Source organism: Nocardioides albus (assembly GCF_014648255.1).
GTDB lineage: Bacteria > Actinomycetota > Actinomycetes > Propionibacteriales > Nocardioidaceae > Nocardioides > Nocardioides albus.
Genome location: NZ_BMQT01000005.1, coordinates 170,692 through 189,594 on the forward strand (window position 1 = coordinate 170,692; position 18,903 = coordinate 189,594).

Here is an 18,903-nt window from a genome sequence, read left to right on the forward strand (position 1 = left end):
CGTTGTGGCCCCCGACCGGCAGGAGTGAAGTTACGGTGTTGCTCGTGCCGGTAGTTGATCCAGGGGGCCACCCGCAGCGGACGAGCATCGTGACCCGCGGCAGCCGCTGGCGTCGCGGAGTACGCATCTGTGGCCTGCTGGTGGCGGTCGTGGCTCTTGCTGCGCTCTCGCTCTGGTGGTTGGCGCGCGGATCGGGACCGGCGGAGGTCGCCCGCGAGTTCATGGAGACGACCTCTGTCGCCACCCTCTACGAGCTCGCCTCCGCCGAGGGTGACGAGCTCCTCGACGGCGGCGGCGCCCGCGCGATGATCGACGCCGCCGAGGGCGAACGGACCTACGCCGACCCCAACCCCCGCGCGGTGAGCCGGACCATGGTCTTCGCCGAGCCCGAGGTGGAAGGCGAGACCGCCCGCGTCGAGGTCGCCGTCTCGTACGCCGCCGAGGACGGTTCGGTCCCAGACGAGTCGATGGTCGTCGTCCTCGTCCGTGAGGACGGGGAGTGGCGCGTCGGGAGCTGGGGCACGGCCTGAGACGGCGGATGATCAGGAGCGACCTCAGCGCCTAAGGTGAGTCGCATGGGGGAGAAGGCGACCTACATCCAGCCCGGCAACGAGTTCGACCGGGACATGAACTACATCCCGGACCGGATCACCCGGGACGCGCGGAAGCCGGAGTTCGGGCCGGGCGACGTGCCGTTGTGGCCGGTCGAGCCGGGCCGCTATCGGTTGGTCGCGGCCACCGCCTGCCCGTGGGCCAACCGGGCGATCATCGTACGCAACCTGCTCGGGCTCCAGGACGTCATCTCCCTCGGTCTCGCTGGACCGACCCACGACGCCCGGTCGTGGACCTTCGACCTCGACCCCGGCGGGGTCGACCCGGTGCTCGGGATCGAGCGGCTGCAGCAGGCTTATCTCGAGCGCTACCCCGACTATCCGCGCGGCATCACGGTGCCGGCGATCGTCGAGGAGGTCTCTGGCAAGGTCGTCACCAACGACTTCCCGTGGATCACCCACGACCTCTTCCACGAGTGGACCGACTTCTTCGCCGACGATGCCCCCGACCTGTGGCCGCGCGCACTCCGTGATGAGATGGACGAGGTCAACAAGAGGGTCTTCACCGAGGTCAACAACGGGGTCTACCGGTGTGGCTTCGCCGGCTCCCAGGAGGCGTACGACGAGGCGTACGACCGGCTCTTCGCGGCTCTCGACTGGCTCGTGGAACGGCTGTCGCGGCAGCGCTACCTGGTCGGTGATCAGCTCACCGAGTCCGACATCCGGTTGTTCACGACACTGGCCCGTTTCGACGCGGTCTATCACGGCCACTTCAAGTGCAACCGGCAGAAGCTCGTCGAGCTGCCGGCGCTGTGGGCCTACGCTCGCGACCTCTACCAGACCCCGGGGATCGGCGAGACCCTCGACTTCGAGCAGATCAAGCAGCACTACTACATCGTCCACACCGACCTGAACCCCACCCAGATCGTCCCGCTCGGCCCGGACCTCTCCGGTTGGGACGAGCCGCACGGGCGCGAGTCCCTCGGCTGAAAGAAGAGTTTCCTTCAGCCGGCGTAGCCGGTGCGCTGTTGCCGCCTCGCTGCGCCGACTGCACCGAAGTACGCCGACGACGAGGGCAACCACAGCAGCACCAGGATGGCGACCACCAGCAGCGGGTCCACGACGGCGAGCACGATGTTGGCGGTCGACATCGGCATCGCCGCGCCACCGAGCGCGGCGCTGCCGGCGAGGTTGGCGACGGTCGACAGGCTGCCGAGCAACGAGAGGCCACCGAAGACGGTGGCGGTGATGCGAGCCCAATTGCGGCCCTTCCCGTTCGTGACCGCCATCCAGATCCACAGCCCGAGGGCGATCAGCCCGAGGACGGCGCCGCCGACCTGCATGATCGGGACGAAGACGTCCGCCATCTCCTGAGCGTCAAGGACCGTCGGGTCGTACGTCGGCTGCTTCTCCATCTCCGTCACCAGCTGCGTCTTCAGCTCGGTGGTGTCCATGGTGAAGAGGAACAGGGACGAGACGACAGAGAGCAGGCCTCCGACCCACATGCCGACCACGGCGTACGTCACGCTCTTCGGCCGCTCGAGTGGAGCAGCCGGGGGAGCGGCGGGCACGGGGTAGGGCTGGCTGTAGCCGTAGGGGTCGGACATCGGGCGGCTCCGGTGGGTCGAGGGGCCGCAACTCTAGCGGCGCTCTGGAGGCCCGACCACCGAAATGTCTGAACCCTTGACAGCGTGGCGGACCAGGGCCAAGATCAACAGGAATCCTGTCAATCAGGGATTCTGTCAAAGGAGATGTCTCGTGCGCCTCACTCGTTCGATGACCCTCGCCGCCGCTGTATGCGCCGGCGTGGTCGCCTCACCGCTCGGCCCTGTTGCCGCTGCCGCGCCCGCGCCCACCACGCTCACTGGGTCGCTGCCCAACGGCACGACCTGGCAGGCCGAGGTGCCCGAGGACTGGGACGGGACGACCGTTCTGTTCGCCCACGGATTCCGGATGGGCGCCGACAACCCCGCCTGGGACAACGGCTTCGCGCCGACAGCCGAGGCCCTGGTCGACCGCGGTACCGCGGTGGTCGCCTCGTCGTACGCCACGACTGGCTGGGCCCTCGGCACTGCCGCCCAGGACCAGATCGACGCGCTGGAGGCATTCGAAGCGCAGGCCGGAGACTCCGACCGGGTGATCGCGATGGGCCGGTCCATGGGTGGCCTGGTGACCAGCCTGATCGCGGAGCGTCCCGACGCCGGCGTGGACGCGGCGGTCAGCACCTGCGGCCTCGTCGGTGGGGGAGTCGCCCTCAACAACTATCAGCTCGACGCCGCCCACGCCGCGGTGCGGCTGCTCGCGCCGGATGCCGACGTCCCGCTCGTCGGGTTCACCTCGCCCGAGGAGGCCCAGGCGACCGTGGAGACGATCACGAAGGCGCTCGACGAGGCGGCTCGCAGTCCCCAGGGACGGGCTCGTGTGGCTCTCGTTGCGGCCTTGCTGAACACCCCGACCGAGCTCCCGGGCGTCGACCAGAGCGATCCTGTCGAGCTGGCTGCGGCTCAGGCTGAGCTGGTCCGGACCACGCTGCCCGAGGTGATCCAGCGGCGCAGCGCCATCGTCAACGCAGCCGGTGGCGACAGCGGCTGGACCGCGGGCGTCGACTACGGACAGTTGCTGCGCCGGTCCGCCCAGCACGGCCAGGTCCAAGCGCTCTACCGCAGGGCCGGCCTGAACCTGAACGCCGACCTCCGCCGGCTCACCGGCACGGCCGACGTCGAGCCCGACGAGGACGGCTTGAGCTGGATGAGTGCGACCTCCGTGCCGACCGGTGACCTGCAGGTCCCGCTCCTCGCGACCCACACGCTTGTCGACGTGCTGGCGCCGGTGGAGTACCAGGAGGAGTACGCCGAGACCATCCGCCAGGCCGGCCGATCGCCGCTGCTGCGTCAGGCCTACGTCGACGCCGTCGGCCACTGTGCCTTCACGGTCGCGGAGAACCTCGCCGCCATCGACGCCGTCGAGCATCGGCTCGACACCGGCCGCTGGGGGACCGCCGCGACCGCGGAGTCTCTCGACGCCGCGGCCGAGGAGCACGGCGAGGGCAGATACGTACGCTTCCGTCTGGCCGAGTTCGTCAACGACCGCACCTGGGGAGTTGAGAAGTGATGGCCGGCATCGATCGTCGCACCGTTCTCGGTGCTGCCGGGCTCGCCGCCGGCATCGTTGCCACCGGCGCCTCGACCGCGACAGCTGCCGAGGGTGCCGTCAAGGGTGGTCGCAAGCCGCTCACCGAGGCCGAGTTCGAACGGTTGGTCAGCTCGGTGCCGATGGACCAGATCGGCCTCGAGCTCGCCTACGAGTCCGTCGTTGACATCGAGCCGTCGATGGTGCTCGGGACGGGGCCGTGGGGTGAGCGCTGGATGGTGCCGATCACCGGCGGCCGCTTCGCCGGGCCCCGGATCCAGGGGACCGTCCTGCCCGGCGGCGCCGACCGTCAGGTGATGCGACGCGACGGCGTCAAGCAGCTCGAGGCACGCTACGAGCTGCAGACGGACGACGGGGCCGTTCTCGCTGTGGTCAACAACGTGATCATCGACGCCGCCGAGACCCCGCGCTATGCCCGGTCCTGGCTGACGATCGCGGCCCCGGACGGGCCCCACGCCTGGCTCAATCGCAGGGTGCTGGTCGGCACGCTGGGCTCGCTGAGGCCCCAGCGTGACGCGGTGCTGATCCGGGTCTTCGCGCTCACCTGAGCCTCACGCGGTTCACGGAGGTGATCCCCCGGCTGCTGCTGTCCGGGGGATCAGCCCGCGTCTGGGACGAACACGTGGCCGACGGCGGGATCCGTCGATCCGTCGTGAAAGCCGGCGATGACGCCGAGAGCATCGTCGAGGCCGGCGTGCTCGCGCAGTGTGATCGAGGGCTGGTCCGACGCTGCCACGCGCTCGAGGAACTCGCGCTCGTCGCGCAGATAGCGCTGCATGAACGTACGCGACTGGCCCTCGGCCTTGTAGGCGTCGAGCTGGAGGGCGGCGAAGAAGAACACCGGGGCCGGCCCGACGAGGCTGCTGTCCTCCTCGGGGAAGCCGTCGGCCTGGGTCGAACCGACGAGGCAGTCGAACGCGAGCTGGTCGCCGAAGTGCTCGTGGACCCGGCGGCGCAGGTCGCCGTCGCCTGACAGGTCGACGTAGACGGTCCGCTTGGTGGCATCGATGGCCGTCAGATCGGCGTACTCATGGGCGGCGTCATAGTGGCCGAGGCGGTTCACGAAGTCGACGTTGCGGGCGGAGGTGAGCGCGATCCTCTGTGCGGGTGAGTCGGCGAGGCAGTACGCGGCGCCGTACGCCGTCTTGCTCGAGGCGCTCGAGATCACGAACTGCTCGGCACCGAAGAAGTCGCGGTCCCGCAGGTAGTCCGCGGCGGTGTAGGAGGTGATGAACAGGGCGCGGTAGATCGCGGTGAGGCTGTCCAGGCGTGGATCGGCGTCCTGCGGCTGGAGCTCGTAGAGGTTGTAGACCTCCGGCGTCCCGGTGCGGTGCTCGGCCCCGTCGACGAAGCTGCGGGAGGTGACCTTCGTGGGTCGCATCGTCAGGTGGGTCGCGATGGGGAAGTAGCCGAAGACCCGCGTCCCGACCGGGACGCCGGGGGCCATCGACTCGACGATCTCCGCATACCCCCAAGCCGGCATGCAGCCGTAGCCGGGCCGGGTGGCCGGGAACAGGTTCCAATAGCCCAGGGCGTCGCCGTAGACCGCGTACGTCATGTTGTTCGTCGTCAGCGCGAAGCGTTCGATCCGGGCCAACACCTCGCCCTCGTCGAGCTGCGGTGTCGGGATGTCCACCAGCTCGGCCACTCCGAGGTCGCTCTTGAGCGACTCCACTCGGAAACTTCGAGTCATCGGTTCCTCATCTCCTGGGGCTCGGCGATCGGTTCCCGAGGAACGTACTAAGCGCTTGCTTAGTTGTCTACCGAATGCGTCGATCTTGCGGCGCCCGTTCCTCCCCCTGGGCGAGTACCGTGTGGCTATGCCGGTGTGCCACGGATCACAAGTCCGTGATCGGCGCAGCCAGCGGTGGCAACCCCACCCCGTGTGAAGGAAGTGTGATGACTGAGTTTCTGGATCCGAGTCCCAGCCACACCGACATGGTGCAGCTGCTGAACCCCGAGGGAGAACGGGTCTCGCACCCGGACTTCGAGTTCTCACCCGACCGACCTGAGGACGAGGCCGTACGCGGCTTCTACCGCGACATGGTGCTGACCCGCCGCCTCGACGTCGAGGCCACCGCGCTGCAGCGCCACGGCGAGCTGGGCCTGTGGGCTCAGCTGCTGGGCCAGGAGGCGGCGCAGATCGGCGCGGCCCGTGCGCTGGCGCCCCAGGACTTCGTCTTCCCGACCTACCGTGAGCACGGCGTGGCCTGGTGTCGTGAGGTCGATCCGATGCAGCTGCTCGGGCTCTTCCGGGGCACCGACCAGGGTGGCTGGGACCCCGCCGAGCACAACTTCGGGCTCTACACGATCGTCATCGGCGCCCAGACGCTGCACGCGACCGGCTATGCGATGGGCGTGCAGATGGACGGCCTCGTCGGCACCGGCGACCCTCTGCGTGACACGGCGGTGGTCGCCCACTTCGGTGACGGCGCCTCCTCGCAGGGTGACGTCAACGAGGCGATGGTCTTCGCCGCCTCCTACAACGCCCCGGTCGTCTTCTTCTGCCAGAACAACCAGTGGGCCATCTCCGAGCCGGTCGAGCAGATGGTCAAGGTGCCGCTCTACAAGCGCGCCCAGGGCTTCGGCTTCCCCGGGATCCGGGTGGACGGCAACGACGTGTTGGCGACGTACGAGGTGATGAAGTCGGCGCTCAAGCGGGCCCGCGAGGGTGGTGGGCCGACGATGATCGAGGCCTACACCTATCGGATGGGTGCCCACACGACCACCGACGACCCGACCCGTTATCGGCTCTCCGACGAGGTCCAGGCCTGGAAGCTCAAGGACCCGATCGCCCGGGTGGAGGCCTACCTGCGCCGTGGCGGCGGTGCTTCGACGTCCTTCTTCACCAAGGTGGAGGCCGAGGCCGAGGAGTTCGGCGAGCGGCTGCGCGCCGGGATCCACTCCCTGCCCGAGCCCGATCCCGTACGTCTCTTCGACAACGTCTACACCGAGCTGCCCGAGGAGCTGCGTGAGCAGCGCGACGGCTACGCGGCGTACCTGGCATCCTTCGAGGGGGCTTCGCGATGAAGATGACGCTGGCGAAGGCACTCAACGCGGGGTTGCGGCAGGCGATGGAGGACGACTCGAAGGTCGTCCTCATGGGCGAGGACATCGGTCGCCTCGGCGGTGTCTTCCGGATCACCGACGGGCTCCAGAAGGACTTCGGCGAGGCGCGGGTGATCGACACGCCGTTGGCGGAGTCGGGGATCGTCGGCACGGCGGTAGGCCTCGCGCTGCGGGGCTACCGGCCGGTGGTGGAGATCCAGTTCGACGGGTTCGTCTACCCGGCCTACGACCAGATCGTCTCGCAGGTGGCCAAGTTCCATTATCGGAGCGGTGGGCGGGTTGCGATGCCGATGGTCATCCGAATCCCGTTCGGCGGCGGCATCGGAGCCGTCGAGCACCACAGCGAGTCGCCGGAGGCGCAGTTCGCGCACACGCCAGGGCTCAAGGTGATGGCGTGCTCGAACCCGGTCGACGCCTACTGGATGATCCAGCAGGCGATCGCCCACCCTGACCCGGTCATCTTCCTGGAGCCGAAGCGGCTCTACCACTCGACCAAGGCAGACGTCGACGTCGACGCGACGCCGGGGGAGCTGTTCGAGTCGCGGGTCGTACGGTCCGGTTCCGACGTGACGGTGCTCGCCTACGGGCCCACCGTGAAGACGGCCCTGACCGCCGCCGAGGCGGCCGCCGGAGAGGGCAAGTCGCTCGAGGTGATCGACCTGCGCACCCTCTCGCCGCTGGACATGGCGCCGGTGCTCGAGTCGGTGCGGCGTACGGGCCGTGCCGTGGTCGTCCACGAGGCCCACGTCAACCTCGGCCTCGGCGCCGAGCTCGCCGCCCGGATCACCGAGACCTGCTTCCACTCCCTGGAGGCGCCGGTGCTGCGGGTGGGAGGGTTCGACACCCCCTATCCGCCGGCCCGGGCGGAAGAGCACTTCCTCCCTGACCTCGACAGAGTCCTCGACGCGGTGGACAGGAGCCTGGCATGGTGAACGAGTTCAAGCTGCCCGACGTGGGGGAGGGTCTCACCGAGGCCGAGATCGTCGAGTGGCACGTCGCGGTCGGCGATGTCATCAAGGTCAACGATCCCGTCTGCGACATCGAGACCGCCAAGTCCGTCGTCGAGCTCCCGAGCCCCTACGCCGGGGTCGTCCAGGAGCTCCTGGTCGAGGTGGGCGCCGAGGTCCAGGTGGGCACCCCGATCATCCGCATCGGCGACGCCCTCGCCGACTCCCCGGTGGCCGAGCCGGACGAGCCCCCCGCCGAAGAGTCAGTTCCTGACGCCGAGAGGTCGGTTTCTGACGCCGAGAGGTCGGTTTCTGATCCGGACGAGCATGAGAAGCCGCTGACGTTGGTCGGTTACGGCTCCAAGGAAGATGCAGTCGTACGCCGCAACCGCACCGTCTCCGCACCGGCCGCCGCCGCAGGCACCGGTGTGCTCGCCAAGCCGACCGCCCGGAAGGCGGCCCGGGATCGCGGGATAGATCTATCCAGCGTCACGCCCGCTCGGGCAGACGGCGTGATCACGACCACGGACCTCGACTCTGTTGGTTCCGACACGGGCTCCTTCGTACCTCAGACGTCCGGCTCGACCAGCGGGGACCGCGAGCGGCGCGAGCCGATCAAGGGTCTGCGCAAGCAGATGGGCCAGGCGATGGTCGACTCGGCGTTCACGCTGCCGCACGTCACGATCTGGACGACGATCGACGTGACCCGTACGTCCGAGCTCGTCGCCACCCTCAAGACCGACCGCGACTTCGCCGAGGTCCGGGTCAGCCCCCTGCTGGTCGTGGCCAAGGCGACGCTGCTGGCGATGCGACGTACCCCGATCATCAACTCCTGGTGGGACGAGGCCGCCCAGGAGATCGTCTTCAAGGAGTACGTCAACCTCGGCATCGCCGCAGCCACCCCCAGAGGATTGCAGGTGCCGAACGTGAAGGGCGCCGACCGGATGTCTCTGGTCGAGCTGGGCACCGCGATCAACGAGCTCACCGCTACGGCGCGCACCGGCAAGACCCCGCCGGCCGACCAGACCGGCGGGACGTTCACGATCACCAACATCGGCCCGTTCGGCATCGACGGCGGCGCCCCGATCATCAACCCGGGCGAGTCCGCGATCCTCTCCGTCGGCGCGATCAAGCGTCAGCCGTGGATCGTCGGCGCCGGGGACGACGAACGCATCGAGCCCCGCGACGTCTGCACCCTCGCCCTCAGCTTCGACCACCGCCACATCGACGGCGAAGCCGGCTCCCGCTTCCTCGCCGACGTGGCCAGGATCGTCGGAGACCCGAGCACGGCCCTGCTGTTCTGACCTGTTGTTCTGGCCAGTTCGACAATCGCTCCACAGAACGTCGATTCGCTACCCAGACGGGTATCGGATCTGGAACCATCCTCAGGCCCGCGCTGACGCGGGCCTGAGGATCTTCTGGAGGCAGGAATGGTGCTCCTGACGGGGCGCACGCTGCTTGCCGGGATCGTCGCGATGGCCGCTTCGGCGACCGTGCTCGTGGCGGCTCCCGCAAGCGCGGCGACAACATCCACCGGCGTACGTTGCACGATCGTCGGTACGCCCGGCGGCGATGTCCTGCGGGGCACGTCGCGCCGCGACGTCATCTGCGGTCGCGGAGGAAGCGACATCATCTACGGCAAGGGCGGAAACGATCTCATCGATGCCGGGTCCGGCGGCGACCACGTCTACGCCAGCTACGGCGCCGACCGGGTGATCGCTGGGGCCGGCGAGGACTGGGTCCACGGTGGTGGCGGGCCGGACAGCCTCAACGGAGGCACCGGTCAGGACAACATCTGGGGCGAGGACGGCGCTGACGTCATCTCCGGCGGCGACCACTTCGACGTGATCTCCGGCGGACCAGGGGCGGACCGCATCTACGGCGGGGCCGCCGGCGACAACATCAGCGGCGGGACGAACGGCGACACCATCTCCGGAGGGACAGGATCTGATTCGATCAGCGGAGGGGACGGCAACGACGTCGTGTATGGCGGCGACGGAAACGACCGCCTGTCAGGGAACTACGGTGACGACCAGCTCCACGGGAACAACCACCTGGACACCGTCAGCGGCGGACCTGGTCAGGACCGGCTCTGGGGTGAGAGCGGTGTCGACACCCTCAACGGTGGCGACGGCAACGACAAGCTCTCCGGTGGGAGCGGGGTGGACGAGGTGCACGGCAACGCCGGCACCAACACCTGCTACTACGACATCTACGACTACCTCTACGGATGCTTCCGCGATAGGAGCGCGCCGGTTGTCGTGGGGGCGTCTCTCTCCCCGACCGCGATCGACTCGGACTCCGGTGACACGAAGGTCCGGGTGCGGGTGCACGTGAAGGACGACCTTCGCGTCTCCCAGGTCCAGGGATGGGTTTCCGGACTCGCCGACGACAACCCGGCGCAGCTCTACACCAACTTCATGCCCATGGTCTCTGGCGGCGTGCGCGACGGCTGGTGGCAGGGATACGTCACTGTGCCCAGGTGGACTCCAGGGGGCAAGCTCTCGCTCGAGGCGATCGCGACCGACACCTCTGGGCGTACGACTGACAAGTTCGACGTCGCATCGATTCAGGTGACCAGCACCAACCCGGACACGGCGCCGCCGGTGGTGAAGCTCAAGAGTCTGAGCGCGACGTCTGTCGACGTACGTACCGGTGCGAAGACCATCAAGGCGGTGCTGTCCGTGACGGATCGTATCGGTGTGACGAAGATGAACGGGTTGAGATCGCTGACCGTGTGCTTCGGCCGCACGATGGACGGCGACTTCATCTGTGGAGCCGAACCGGTGCGTACGGCCGGCACCATCTACTCCGGTGAGTGGACGGTGAGTCTGACGGTCCCGAAGGGAACCCCGACCGGCGTCTATGACCTCCAGATCACTGCAGACGACCGAATCTTGGTCTCTGAGGACTACTACGGCCCGCACCTGTACCAAGAGTGGGTCGACACCTATCCGAGCTCGGTTCAGCCGGCGCAGGAGCTGTCGAACGCGACCTTCAAGGTCACCGGTTCCTGACCCGCCGAGACGTCAGCAACGCCGGTCGAGTGGGCACTGAGGTGCCCACTCGACCGGCGTACGTGACTTCTCGGCAGTGGGTCAGCTCGTGATGTCGCGGCGGCGGAAGCCGACGAACGCAGCCAGCAGCAGAACGGCTGCGACGGCGCTGAGGCCGATCATGTGTGATGCCTCGATGGGCTCCTGCGGGTAGCGGCCGACCCACCAGACCGGAGAGATGCCGGCGACGGCGTCCGGGAGGTCGAACAGGGGCCCGAACATCCCGGTGATGCAGGTGAAGGCGAAGAGCGCCCAGACGACCGGGGTGATCTTCGGGACCCAGGCGTACAGGGCCGCGGTCAGCGCCATGAAGACGGCCACTGCAGGCAGGAACGCCGCGCCGCCCTTCAGGAACGTCCCGAGCTCGACCTCACCGTTGACCAGCGCCCCGGCCCACAGCGCGAGCGCACCGGAGACCATGGTCAGTACGAAGGCGCCGACCGCCACGACCACGAGGTGCGAGGTGAACCAGCGACCGCGCGAGACCGGCTTGGCCAGTGTGATCTCGAGTCGACCCTCGGTCTCCTCCGTCTTGGCCCGCAGGGTGGTGGCGATCGCATACCCGGCGGCGGCGAGCGCGGCGTACAGGATCATGATCGCCAGGAACCCGGTGAGCGGGTCGTCACCGAACATCTTGGCCGCCTCGGGGTTCGCCGCGGCCATGTCGCTGACCATGTCCTCGACGCCCTCGCCGAGGTAGGTGCCGGTCGCCCCGAACATCACGAAGGTGCCGAGGAACCACCAGAACAGGGCCGTACGCTGCTGGCGCCACGCCATCGCGATCGGGGACGAGAGCATCCCGGTCGCCTCGGCCCGCCCGGAGCGGCCGGCGAGCAGGGCACCGTCGAAGTCGCGCTTTGAGGCCAGGAAGGCCCCGACCGCGAGCAGCACCAGCACCGCGACGACGCTCAGCGCGAGCGGCCACCAGCGCAGGTCGACGTACGCCCTCATCTGCTGCGTCCACGCGATCGGCGAGAGCCAGGAGAGCCAGGTGCCGTGCTCGCCGGGCTCGGCCCGCAGGTCGCCGATGCCACGCACCAGGACGGAGACGCCAAGCACCGCGAGAGCGAGGCCGGTGGCGCCGCGCCCGTGGGTGGTCAGCTGCGAGGTGACCAGCGCGACGGCAGCGAAGACCAGGCCGCTGACCGCGATCGACGTGGACAGGGCGAAGGTGTCGACGACCGCGAGGTCGCCCGCGGAGATCAGCAGCGCGCTTCCGAGCACCGCGAAGACGACGTTGGCGATGACCACCGTGAGCAGCGAGGCGGCGACCGCCGCGTGCCGGCCGACGGCGCCGGAACGGACCAGCTCGGCCCGCCCGCTCTCCTCCTCGGCGCGGGTGTTGCGGACGACCTCGAACATGTTCATGACCCCGAGCAGACCGATCATCCACAGGGTCATCTCGTTGGCGAACATGGCGCCGATCGTGTAGTCGTCCAGCCCGTAGTTCGGCCCGCCGAGGAAGATCGAGGCCGGCTGCTCCATCAGTGCAGCGCGCCCCTCGCGGTCCTCGGCCGTGGGGTAGACCGTGCTGAGCGCGGTGACGAAGTAGGCGTACAGCGCGAGCAGCGAGACGGTCCAGACGGTCAGCCGCACCCGGTCGCGCCGCAGCATGAACCGGGTCAGGTGCCAGGTGCCGGCGAAGGAGGTCAGAGGAGTACGCCGGGAGAGGGCCGGAGCGAGGGTGCTCATCGTGCGTCCTCCGTCTCGATGACGTCGCCGTAGTGCCGCATGAAGAGCTCCTCGAGCGACGGCGGCGTGATGGTCAGGCCGCGTACGTCGAGGTCGGTCAGGGTCTTGAGCACGTCACCGACGGCGTGGTTGTCCACGTCGAAGGCGACCCGGGTGCCGGCACCGTTCTGGCTGGTCACCAGGTCGTTGACGGCCTCGAGGCTGCCCAGCGGGGACGGGTCGCCGCCGACGGTGGCGACCACGGAGGAGCGGGTCAGGTGGCGCAGCTCGTCGAGCGTGCCGGACTCGACCGCGACCCCGGCACGGATGATCGTGACGGTGTCGCAGACCTTCTCGACCTCGCTGAGGATGTGGCTGGAGAGCAGCACCGATGAGCCCGCGGCCTTGGCCTCCCGGGCGTACTCCGTGAAGACGGCCTCCATCAGCGGGTCGAGGCCGGAGGTCGGCTCGTCGAAGATGTAGAGCTCGGACTCGTCGAGGAACGCCGCGACGAGAGCGACCTTCTGCCGGTTGCCCTTGGAGTAGGTGCGCGCCTTCTTGGTCGGGTCGAGCTGGAACCGCTCGAGCAGCTCGGCCCGGCGTGCCTTGCGCTTGGCCTTGTCGCCGCCCGGCTTGAGACGGGTGAGGTAGTCGATGCACTCGCCGCCGGTGAGGTTGGGCCACAGCGAGACGTCGCCGGGGACGTACGAGATCCGCTTGTGCAGCTCGACGGCGTCGCTCCAGACGTCACCGCCGAAGAGGCGGGCGGTGCCGGCGTCGGCGCGCAGCAGGCCGAGCAGGACCTTGATGGTAGTGGACTTGCCGGCGCCGTTGGGGCCGAGGAACCCGGCCACCTGGCCGGGCTCGACGGTCAGGTCGAGGCCGTCGAGGGCCTTGAAGGAACCGTAGGACTTGTGCAGGCCCGCGATCTCGACCGCGGGGGTGTTGTCGGACATGGGAACTCGCTTCCGCGTTGGGAGGATTGGAGGACGTGTGCCGACGGGCCTGGCGTCACTCGGACGGGGGCTCCGCGGCGGCGTCCTGCGGCGGGTCCGGGACGTAGAGCAGGTATTCGTCGAGCATCCGGCGGGTGGTGAAGACGCCCTGGGTGTAGAGCTCGATCATCGGGAGATAGCTCGTTGCCAGGAAGCCGCGCACGATGCCGCTGATGTCGCTGGGATCCTCTGACGGGTTGAGCGTCATCTCGAGCATGAGCGAGCCGAGGGCCGAGAGGACCAGATAGCGGGCCCTGGCCGTCTCGTCGAGGCTGGGTTTGATCAGCCCGGCTTCGATGCCGTGCTTGGTGTAGCCGACCGCATCCTCGATCATCTGCTCGATGAAGGTGCGGCCGACGGGGCCGCCGTCCTGCAGGGAGCGGAGGACGTAGCCGAGCATCGGTGCGTACTCGTCTGCGGCGGCGAACCTGTGCAGGATGCCCTGGCCCGAGGCCAGCTCGTCGATCGTCTCGTTCTTCGCTCCCCGGATCTCGGCGAGGACCCGCTCGTCGCACTCGGCGTGGAGCTCGTCCTTGGAGCCGAAGTGGTGGATCACCAGGGCAGCGCTCACCCCGGCATCGGTGGCGATGGAGCGGATCGAGGCGCCGAACCCGTCACGCGCGAACCGCAGCACCGCCGCGTCGCGGATTCGCTCGCGGGTGCTCTGGTCGGCCGGGGCTGAACGCATGTTCAATGCTAAACACGTGTTCAGCCCCGACGCAAGGGGTTACCCGATCAATTGATGGTCCAGCGGAAGTCGACAGCGATGGGGAAGTGGTCGGAGAGCATCAGGCCGCTGCCGTCCTCGCGGAAGTCAGCGTCCAGGTTGCGGTAGGAGATCGCGCTCAGATCGACGCCGCCCCCGTCGCGGTAGAGCACCTTGTCGACGACCTCGCACGCCACGCCGGGGTTCACCTCTGGGCACCCCAGGGCCGGGCTGCCGCGGTCGGGCTCATCCCCGTTGCGTACGAGCTCCACCCAGGCATCGGTGAGACCGTTCGCCGCGGCGAAGTCGGAGATCCGGTCGCCCTCGCGGGTGTAGCGCGTGTTGGTGTCGCCCATGACCAGGACGGCGCTGCCGGCGGAGTGCTCGGAGAGGTACGCCGTGAGCTGCTCGAGGTTGCCCCGGCGAGCGGCCTCGTCCAAGCGGCCGTCGCCCGCGTCGGCGTGCAGGTTGTAGACCTCGACCCAGGCGTCCGGGGCGATCTGGGCACGGTGGAAGGTGAACCCCTTGGGTGTCAGGCAGTCGGCCGAGCCGATCCAGCAGTGTTTCCACGTGACACGGTCGAGCGCGTCGTACGGCTGGTGGTGCAGGCTGTTCAGCCCGCTCCCGAACGGCACGCCACCTGAGGTCGGCGTGCGATGGGCGTGCACGTCGGTCTCGTAGAGATAGGCGTGGTAGTTGAAGTCCTCCTGGACGTTGACGATGTCGAACCCGGCGATCCGCCGGCCGATCTCGTTGGTCGCGCTCTTGCGGGGCGTCGGGGCGCTGGAGATGGCTTCGGGGAGACCGGCGATGTTGTACGTCAGTGCGCTGAAGCTCCCGTCCTGGGCCTGCGCCGGGGCGGCGCCGAGAACGGGTAGGGCGGTGGCGAGCGACATGGTCGCGACGGCGAGGAGGCGGTTGATCTGAGGCACGAGAAACTCCGATCGACAGTGTGGGGTGCTGCCGGAGCCGGCAGCGCCGAGCCACCCCATCGTGGCGGACGTCGCCGCAGGTGTCCTCGGATCGGCGCGAGTCAGCCTGCGTAACGAGCAGCCCGTGCCGCCGGGGCGCCCGGGCCGGCGGCGAGGAGCGCCAACAGCTCGTCTTCCAGGACCGTGCCGACCCGGCGGCAGAACGTCTCCGGTTCGTCGGCGGCGTCAGGCGTCTCTGCGACGATCCGGTCGACCACGCCGATCTGCTGGAGGTCGACCGCCAGGACTCGCTGCGCCTCGGCCATCTCGGCAGCATGGTCAGAGTCGCCGTACACGATCGCGCTCGCGCCCTCGGGCGGGAGCGGCGAGAGCCAGGCGTGCTGGGCGGCGACCACCCGGTCGGCGGGGAGGAAGGCGAGCGCGCCACCGCCGTTGCCCTCGCCGAGCATCAGGCTGAGCGTCGGGGCCTCGACGTTGACGAGCGCTCCCAGCGTACGTGCGATCTCGCCGGCGATGCCGCCGTTCTCCGCCTCCGGGGACAGGGCGGCGCCGGGGGTGTCGATGACGGTGACGACGGGGAGTCCGAGTCCGGTGGCGAGCTTCATCCCACGCTGTGCCTCGCGCAGTCCCTCCGGGCCGAGCGGCTGATGTGCCTGCTCGCGGCGGTCCTGGGCCAGCACCAGGCACGGCGCCGTCCCGAACCGGGCCAGCGCGATGATCAGGCCCGGATCGCGCTCGCCCTGCCCGGTGCCGTTGAGAGGTACGACGTCCGAGGCGGCGATCCGGAGCAGTGCTCGCGCCCCTGGCCGGTCGGTCCGTCGGGACCGCGTGATCGCGTTCCAGGTGTCGATCGCCGAGAAGTCACCGGCGCCGGCCGAAGCGTCACCGGCGCCGGCCGAAGCGTCACTCCCGTCGGCCGAAGCGTCACTTGCTGACGCCTCGGCCGACGTACGTGACGCCTCGGCCGACGTACCTGACGCCTCGGCTGGGCGAAGTGACAGGATCCCCAGGACGCGGTCGACGAGCCCGGCGAGCTCGCCGGGAGGTACGACGCCGTCGACGAGGCCGTGCGCGAACAGGTTCTCGGCGACCTGGACCCCCGAGGGGAAGGGTCGTCCGTTGAGCACTTCGTAGACCTTCGGTCCCAGGAAGCCCAGGAGTGCCTCGGGCTCGGCGACGGTGACGTGGCCCAGGGATCCCCAGGAGGCCATCACGCCGCCGGTGGTGGGATGGCGCAGGTAGACGAGGTAGGGGAGGCCGGCCGCCTTGTGCCGGGTGACCGCCTCGGCGATGCGCACCATCTGTACGAATGCCGGCGTGCCTTCCTGCATCCGGGTCCCGCCCGACGCCGGCCCGGCCAGCAGCGGCAGCCCTTCCTGGGTCGCCCGTTCCACGGCAGCGATCAGCCGATCGGCCGACGCGCGTCCGATCGAACCGGCGAGGAACCGGAACTCCGAGAGCACCACCGCCACCCGCCGGCCGGCGATCCGGGCCTCTCCGGTGACCACCGACTCATCGGTTCCGGCCCGCTCGCGAGCGCGAGCCAGGTCGGCGGCGTACGCCTCGGGGAGCTCGCCGTGGACGGGCGGCGTGTCCCAGGACGTCCAGGTGTCCGGGTCGAGGACGAGGTCGATCAGCTCAGCGGAGGTCAGGCCCATGGATCGGACGATACTCAAGAATTGGCTCAGTGGCTGAGCCAGTCTCAGGGAGCAACACCAAATGCGTTAGTCTATTAAGTAAGTACACAAACGCAAGGAGGCTGGAATGAGCGCCCCCACGAGCCCCGAGCTCCTCTGGTACCTGCCCAACTTCGTCGAGACCGGCCATCGCGGCGATACCGCGTCGCCGGAGGACGGCTACGGCACCCTCGACTACCAGGTCGGCCTCGCCGAGGCCGTCGAGGACGCCGGGTGGACCGGTGCGCTGCTCGGCACCAGTTGGGGGAGGCCCGACACCTTCACCGTCGCGACGGCCCTGGCCGCGCGCACCACGACCTTCGAACCGCTCATCGCGATCCGCCCGGGCTACTGGCGCCCGGCAAACTTCGCCACCTCCGCCGCCACCCTCGACCAGCTCAGCCGCGGCCGGGTGCGGGTCAACATCGTCTCCGGCCAGGACAACCTGGCTGCCTACGGCGACCGCGAGGACTCGCGTGCGGCCCGCTATGCGCGGACCAAGGAATTCATGCGGCTGGTGCGGCGACTGTGGACCGAGGAGGACGTCACGTTCGACGGCGACCACTTCCAGGTCACCGGCTCCACGATCACCCCGCACCCGTACGCCGCCGACGGCCGTCCCCACCCCAGGCTCTACTTCGGCGGCGCGTCTCCGGATGCGGAGGCGGTGGCCGCGACCGAGGCCGACGTCCAGCTCTTCTGGGGCGAGCCGCTGGACGGCATCGCGGAGCGGGTCGAGCGCCTGCAAGGCCTCGAGCAGTCGCTGGGCCGCGACCTGGCGCCGCTCGAGTTCGGGCTGAGGATCACCACGCTGATCCGCGACACCCGCGAGGATGCCTGGCGCGACGCCGAGGAGAAGGTTCGCCGGATGGCGGACTCGGTCGGGGACCGCGAGTTCCGGCGTGCAGGGCGGGCGGCGGTCGGACAGGGCCGCCTCCTCGACCTCGCCGACCGTGGCGACGTGCTCGACGAGTGCCTCTACACCGCTCCCGGGAAGTACGGCGGTGGCGGCGCCGGAACCACCTGGCTGGTCGGCTCCGCGGACGACGTCGCCGCCGCGCTGAGCCGCTACCAGGAGCTCGGCGTGACCCACTTCGTGCTCTCGGACACGCCCTACCGGACCGAGGTCGCTCGCGTCGGCGAGGCGCTGATCCCGAGGCTCCGTGAGTCGAGCCAGGTCGCGTTAACGGGCCCAAACGGCGTACGTCGGGCGTAGTCAACCGGAAAGACGCGGTGCTGACCTGGGAAAACCGTTGGTAGGTGGAGGGTGTTCGCTCTATTCTGGTAGCACCCGGTTTCGCAGCCGGGTGCGACCACTTGACCTTTTGAAGGACCCACCATGAGCACGCAGCACTCGACGACCACCACCGCCCCGGCGGCCTGGTCGCTGACCGCTGCGCACGAGCGCGACCCTCATGCTCGCGGGAGCCGACAGTGACCTGGGTGCATAGCTGCACCGGATCACTCCGGGCCGCTCCTGCGAGACATGTCCGTCTCGCCGGGGCGGCCCCCTTTTTGTTTCAGTCCAGTGTTTCCACCCGATCTCTATCCGACTCTCCTGGGAGGTAACCGAGCATGACCACGACCATGGGCGCCGTGACCCTGTACAACGCCTCCTTCGAGCCGCTCGGGAGGGTCTCGTTCAAGCACGCCGTGCGGATGCTGTTCCGCGAGGTGGCGGTGGTTCACGAGCAACAGGGCGACAAGATGATCGGGCCACATCCGTGGCCCAAGGCGGTGCGGCTGGTCCGCTACATCGCCATGCACTGGATGTATCGCCCGGCCGGCTACTCCCGCGAGGGAGTGCTCAAGCGCGACCAGCATCGTTGTGCGTACTGCGGTGGCCAGGCCCGCACCATCGACCATCTGCTGCCACAGTCACGCGGCGGCAGGTGGACGTGGATGAACACCGTGGCGGCGTGCGGGAAGTGCAACGGCCGCAAGGGCAACCGCACCCCCGAGGAGGCCCATATGGCCCTCCGTGTCACTCCGTACGTCCCGACACGTGCCCAGCTCGCCGCCATCGCCTGACCCGCCGAAAGGTCAGTTTCTGCCCCCGAGGAGTCGATTTCTGGCCGCGAGGCGTCATTTTCTGGTGCCGATCGGTCCAAGAACTGACGTCTCGCTGTCAGAAACTGACCTTTCGGCGT

The 18,903-nt window shown here is 69.0% G+C and carries 17 protein-coding genes; 10 read left to right on the top strand and 7 right to left on the bottom strand.

Features of this window, described 5'->3' with window-relative positions:
* Positions 1 to 44 precede the first annotated feature (44 nt).
* Positions 45 to 530, top strand: a complete 486-nt coding sequence (locus tag IEY84_RS12155; RefSeq protein WP_183547565.1) for a nuclear transport factor 2 family protein — start codon at positions 45 to 47, stop codon at positions 528 to 530.
* Positions 531 to 575: 45 nt separating this feature from the next.
* A complete protein-coding gene (locus IEY84_RS12160) occupies positions 576 to 1,541 on the top strand; it encodes a glutathione S-transferase family protein (RefSeq protein ID WP_183547568.1) in 966 nt (321 codons plus the stop codon).
* 14 nt (positions 1,542 to 1,555) lie between these two features.
* Here the strand turns inward: IEY84_RS12160 and IEY84_RS12165 are convergent, their stop codons facing one another.
* On the bottom strand, positions 1,556 to 2,158 hold the full coding sequence (locus IEY84_RS12165) for a hypothetical protein (protein ID WP_183547572.1): 603 nt from the start codon (positions 2,156 to 2,158) through the stop codon (positions 1,556 to 1,558).
* A gap of 151 nt (positions 2,159 to 2,309) precedes the next feature.
* Here IEY84_RS12165 and IEY84_RS12170 point away from each other — a divergent pair, with 151 nt between their 5' ends.
* Both IEY84_RS12170 and IEY84_RS12175 read left to right on the top strand, forming a co-directional pair.
* Positions 2,310 to 3,662 carry an alpha/beta hydrolase family protein gene (locus IEY84_RS12170; RefSeq protein ID WP_183547575.1) on the top strand — a complete coding sequence of 451 codons (1,353 nt, stop codon included), beginning with the start codon at positions 2,310 to 2,312 and terminating at the stop codon, positions 3,660 to 3,662.
* Positions 3,662 to 4,249 carry a DUF3237 domain-containing protein gene (locus IEY84_RS12175; protein ID WP_183547578.1) on the top strand — a complete coding sequence of 196 codons (588 nt, stop codon included), beginning with the start codon at positions 3,662 to 3,664 and terminating at the stop codon, positions 4,247 to 4,249. Before IEY84_RS12170 ends, IEY84_RS12175 begins: the two co-directional genes overlap by 1 nt.
* Positions 4,250 to 4,299: 50 nt before the next feature.
* On the opposite strand, the gene IEY84_RS12180 is transcribed toward IEY84_RS12175, so the two are convergent.
* Positions 4,300 to 5,394 (bottom strand): DUF2855 family protein, encoded by a 1,095-nt coding sequence (locus tag IEY84_RS12180; RefSeq protein WP_183547581.1) that lies wholly within the window; start codon positions 5,392 to 5,394, stop codon positions 4,300 to 4,302.
* 206 nt (positions 5,395 to 5,600) lie between these two features.
* On the opposite strand from IEY84_RS12180, the gene pdhA reads away from it, so the two are divergent.
* The 4 genes from pdhA (at position 5,601) to IEY84_RS12200 (ending at position 10,734) form a co-directional block, all read left to right on the top strand.
* Positions 5,601 to 6,731 carry a pyruvate dehydrogenase (acetyl-transferring) E1 component subunit alpha gene (gene pdhA, locus IEY84_RS12185; protein WP_221209007.1) on the top strand — a complete coding sequence of 377 codons (1,131 nt, stop codon included), beginning with the start codon at positions 5,601 to 5,603 and terminating at the stop codon, positions 6,729 to 6,731.
* The gene (locus tag IEY84_RS12190; protein ID WP_183547587.1) at positions 6,728 to 7,702 is read left to right on the top strand and encodes an alpha-ketoacid dehydrogenase subunit beta; all 975 of its coding nucleotides are present in this window, start codon (positions 6,728 to 6,730) and stop codon (positions 7,700 to 7,702) included. The genes pdhA and IEY84_RS12190 overlap by 4 nt, the downstream gene beginning before the upstream one ends.
* Positions 7,696 to 9,021, top strand: a complete 1,326-nt coding sequence (locus IEY84_RS12195; RefSeq protein WP_183547590.1) for a dihydrolipoamide acetyltransferase family protein — start codon at positions 7,696 to 7,698, stop codon at positions 9,019 to 9,021. The genes IEY84_RS12190 and IEY84_RS12195 overlap by 7 nt, the downstream gene beginning before the upstream one ends.
* 126 nt (positions 9,022 to 9,147) lie before the next feature.
* Positions 9,148 to 10,734 carry a calcium-binding protein gene (locus IEY84_RS12200; protein WP_183547593.1) on the top strand — a complete coding sequence of 529 codons (1,587 nt, stop codon included), beginning with the start codon at positions 9,148 to 9,150 and terminating at the stop codon, positions 10,732 to 10,734.
* 81 nt (positions 10,735 to 10,815) lie between these two features.
* On the opposite strand, the gene IEY84_RS12205 is transcribed toward IEY84_RS12200, so the two are convergent.
* The 5 genes from IEY84_RS12205 to IEY84_RS12225 all read right to left on the bottom strand — a co-directional run bounded on the left by IEY84_RS12205 (position 10,816) and on the right by IEY84_RS12225 (position 16,735).
* Positions 10,816 to 12,465: an ABC transporter permease gene (locus IEY84_RS12205; RefSeq protein ID WP_183547596.1), complete on the bottom strand. Its 1,650-nt coding sequence runs from the start codon at positions 12,463 to 12,465 to the stop codon at positions 10,816 to 10,818.
* On the bottom strand, positions 12,462 to 13,400 hold the full coding sequence (locus tag IEY84_RS12210; RefSeq protein ID WP_183547599.1) for an ABC transporter ATP-binding protein: 939 nt from the start codon (positions 13,398 to 13,400) through the stop codon (positions 12,462 to 12,464). Before IEY84_RS12210 ends, IEY84_RS12205 begins: the two co-directional genes overlap by 4 nt.
* 55 nt (positions 13,401 to 13,455) lie before the next feature.
* Complete coding sequence (locus IEY84_RS12215; protein ID WP_183547602.1) at positions 13,456 to 14,127, bottom strand: TetR/AcrR family transcriptional regulator; 672 nt, start codon at positions 14,125 to 14,127, stop codon at positions 13,456 to 13,458.
* 47 nt (positions 14,128 to 14,174) lie between these two features.
* Positions 14,175 to 15,077, bottom strand: coding sequence for an exonuclease/endonuclease/phosphatase family protein (locus IEY84_RS12220; RefSeq protein ID WP_183547605.1), 903 nt, complete (start codon positions 15,075 to 15,077; stop codon positions 14,175 to 14,177).
* A gap of 101 nt (positions 15,078 to 15,178) precedes the next feature.
* Positions 15,179 to 16,735: a carboxyl transferase domain-containing protein gene (locus tag IEY84_RS12225; RefSeq protein WP_183547608.1), complete on the bottom strand. Its 1,557-nt coding sequence runs from the start codon at positions 16,733 to 16,735 to the stop codon at positions 15,179 to 15,181.
* Between the two features lie 106 nt (positions 16,736 to 16,841).
* Between IEY84_RS12225 and IEY84_RS12230 the strand changes: the two genes are divergently transcribed.
* The gene (locus IEY84_RS12230) at positions 16,842 to 17,969 is read left to right on the top strand and encodes an LLM class flavin-dependent oxidoreductase (protein ID WP_183547612.1); all 1,128 of its coding nucleotides are present in this window, start codon (positions 16,842 to 16,844) and stop codon (positions 17,967 to 17,969) included.
* 359 nt (positions 17,970 to 18,328) lie between these two features.
* Entirely contained in the window at positions 18,329 to 18,784 is a 456-nt protein-coding gene (locus tag IEY84_RS12235; RefSeq protein WP_229788613.1) for an HNH endonuclease, read from the top strand.
* Positions 18,785 to 18,903: the final 119 nt, after the last annotated feature.

Excerpts from the sequence above, each read along its gene's own strand:
- IEY84_RS12160 (WP_183547568.1), top strand. The coding sequence starts at position 576 with ATGGGGGAGAAGGCGACCTACATCCAGCCCGGCAACGAGTTCGACCGG.
- IEY84_RS12165 (WP_183547572.1), bottom strand. The coding sequence starts at position 2,158 with ATGTCCGACCCCTACGGCTACAGCCAGCCCTACCCCGTGCCCGCCGCT.
- IEY84_RS12175 (WP_183547578.1), top strand. The coding sequence starts at position 3,662 with ATGGCCGGCATCGATCGTCGCACCGTTCTCGGTGCTGCCGGGCTCGCC.
- IEY84_RS12180 (WP_183547581.1), bottom strand. The coding sequence starts at position 5,394 with ATGACTCGAAGTTTCCGAGTGGAGTCGCTCAAGAGCGACCTCGGAGTG.
- pdhA (WP_221209007.1), top strand. The coding sequence starts at position 5,601 with ATGACTGAGTTTCTGGATCCGAGTCCCAGCCACACCGACATGGTGCAG.
- IEY84_RS12190 (WP_183547587.1), top strand. The coding sequence starts at position 6,728 with ATGAAGATGACGCTGGCGAAGGCACTCAACGCGGGGTTGCGGCAGGCG.
- IEY84_RS12195 (WP_183547590.1), top strand. The coding sequence starts at position 7,696 with ATGGTGAACGAGTTCAAGCTGCCCGACGTGGGGGAGGGTCTCACCGAG.
- IEY84_RS12200 (WP_183547593.1), top strand. The coding sequence starts at position 9,148 with ATGGTGCTCCTGACGGGGCGCACGCTGCTTGCCGGGATCGTCGCGATG.
- IEY84_RS12205 (WP_183547596.1), bottom strand. The coding sequence starts at position 12,465 with ATGAGCACCCTCGCTCCGGCCCTCTCCCGGCGTACTCCTCTGACCTCC.
- IEY84_RS12210 (WP_183547599.1), bottom strand. The coding sequence starts at position 13,400 with ATGTCCGACAACACCCCCGCGGTCGAGATCGCGGGCCTGCACAAGTCC.
- IEY84_RS12215 (WP_183547602.1), bottom strand. The coding sequence starts at position 14,127 with ATGCGTTCAGCCCCGGCCGACCAGAGCACCCGCGAGCGAATCCGCGAC.
- IEY84_RS12225 (WP_183547608.1), bottom strand. The coding sequence starts at position 16,735 with ATGGGCCTGACCTCCGCTGAGCTGATCGACCTCGTCCTCGACCCGGAC.
- IEY84_RS12230 (WP_183547612.1), top strand. The coding sequence starts at position 16,842 with ATGAGCGCCCCCACGAGCCCCGAGCTCCTCTGGTACCTGCCCAACTTC.
- IEY84_RS12235 (WP_229788613.1), top strand. The coding sequence starts at position 18,329 with ATGACCACGACCATGGGCGCCGTGACCCTGTACAACGCCTCCTTCGAG.